The sequence below is a fragment of the Halalkalibaculum sp. DA384 genome (assembly GCF_043951955.1).
In the GTDB taxonomy this organism is placed as follows: Bacteria; Bacteroidota; Rhodothermia; order Balneolales; family Balneolaceae; genus JAMQKA01.
Map to the genome: position 1 here is coordinate 1 of NZ_JBINJE010000089.1, position 1694 is coordinate 1694.

Below are 1694 nucleotides of genomic sequence, written 5' to 3' on the forward strand. Positions count from 1 at the left end.
ACCATTGCTGTTTGAGATCCGCGTTTTTCAGCGGATCGAGTTCAATGGTTTTAGCGGAGGTGGAGGAAACGCCACAAAAATTTCTCCGGCGGCGATTTTTTTGGTTCGTTTTTTCATCGGTGAAAAAATGAACAAGGAAAGAGGATGAATGAGCTTTTATAAGAAAAAGAGCGACTCCCTGTTAATCTGAACTGATAAACACTTGTCACTTATGCCAGTCAGGGGTTCGGTAAACCTTCAAAAGGTTTGCAAGGCCCTCAGTTAATTATCCGGAGTTAATAATCAGTAATTGCTCGCAAGGTGAAAACGTGTTCGGCCAATCGTATGGATTATGACTTAGAAAGAAGAATGAGTAATTTTGTGATGAAGCCTGGAGAAACGGATAAAAAGGTATTAACAATTGGTGCGGGCAGCAATGAAAAAGGAAACCATCATACAGTATCTTTCAGATCACAAGCCTGAATTTGAGCAAAAATTTGGAGTGACAAAAATTGGTCTGTTTGGCAGTTATGCACGTGGACAAAACGATAAAGACAGTGACATTGATATTGTCGTAGAACTGGAAAAACCCGATTTGCTCATTCTTGTGGGTATTAAGCAGAGAATTGAAGAAGATTTGGGGATGAAAGTAGATATAGTTCGACACCGCGAAAGAATGAACAACAATCTGAAGAAAAGAATAGAAAAAGACGCCGTGTATGCATGAATATGATGATGAGGTGGTAGCTGATATCCTTGACAATATGCTTTGGGCCCTCGACCAGATTCAGAAACGGTTCAGGGAGATAGAGACCGCTTCAGACTTTCTGGATAGCGATTTGGGACTTGAAAAACTCGATAGTATCTGTATGCAGTTAATAAATATTGGGGAGGCTCTGAAAAATATTGATAAGATAACCCACAAAGAGTTACTCCCCCAATATCCGCAGATCGATTGGAAAAAGTGATGGGGATGCGAGATATCATTACCCATCACTACTTTGACATAGATGCGGAAACGGTATTTACAGTCTGTGATGAGCATGTCCCGCAACTGGAAAGAATTATAAAGCTAATTCGAAGAGAGCTTTGAAAAACAGGAATGTTATCCAGTATCCAGCCCTGAGCGAAAAGAACCGATTACTGTCTGATACCCTCCATCCGGGATTCCAGGATCAGGATATAAAATAAATTGAATTGTCCCTTTTGTCTTGACCCAAAAGGGACTTAACAATCAAAGCGGTGAATGGGGCAAACGCTGCCGCCTGTGCAGGCGTGGAGGGATAGAGAACAATGCCCTTTCTAAACCCCCCGGCGTACCGAACAAGGCCTTGATCCCAAACCTGCGAGGTTTCCCTTCCCGGAAAGGTAATGACCTTGAGGGGGGGCATCCCTTCCGGAGTACAAACCTCGCAGGTTTCGAGCCGAGCTGACCATCAGACAAGGTATACCGGCACGGCCTCCGCACCCCATTCAAGGCCTGGAAAGACCAGATTGTATATTTTGTAGCCCGCCCCCCTTGTCAGACAGAAATTCTTCCGGTCTTGGGCATGATGCTATAACTCGTTCATACGATCTCCCCTTCGAAATTTGTTATTCGTTATTAGAAATTTTTATTCTCCATCCGCCCTGCAGAAATTTTTGTGGAATACAGTGCCCGGAGCCGGAGCGTTAAGAAACCATTGCTGTTTGAGATCCGCGTTTTTCAGCGGATC

Annotated in this window: 3 protein-coding genes; all 3 read left to right on the forward strand. The window is 43.7% G+C overall.

The genetic code is table 11. From position 1 onward, the window contains the following. Positions 1 to 415: 415 nt before the first annotated feature. From ACG2E4_RS18340 to ACG2E4_RS18350, 3 genes are read left to right on the forward strand one after another with little or no spacing between them, the layout of a single operon-like run. A complete protein-coding gene (locus tag ACG2E4_RS18340; RefSeq protein ID WP_395262569.1) occupies positions 416 to 706 on the forward strand; it encodes a nucleotidyltransferase family protein in 291 nt (96 codons plus the stop codon). After that, positions 699 to 947 (forward strand): hypothetical protein, encoded by a 249-nt coding sequence (locus tag ACG2E4_RS18345; RefSeq protein WP_395277496.1) that lies wholly within the window; start codon positions 699 to 701, stop codon positions 945 to 947. The genes ACG2E4_RS18340 and ACG2E4_RS18345 overlap by 8 nt, the downstream gene beginning before the upstream one ends. 5 nt (positions 948 to 952) lie before the next feature. Further along, on the forward strand, positions 953 to 1072 hold the full coding sequence (locus ACG2E4_RS18350) for a HepT-like ribonuclease domain-containing protein (protein ID WP_395277497.1): 120 nt from the start codon (positions 953 to 955) through the stop codon (positions 1070 to 1072). The last annotated feature ends 622 nt before the right edge of the window (positions 1073 to 1694 follow it).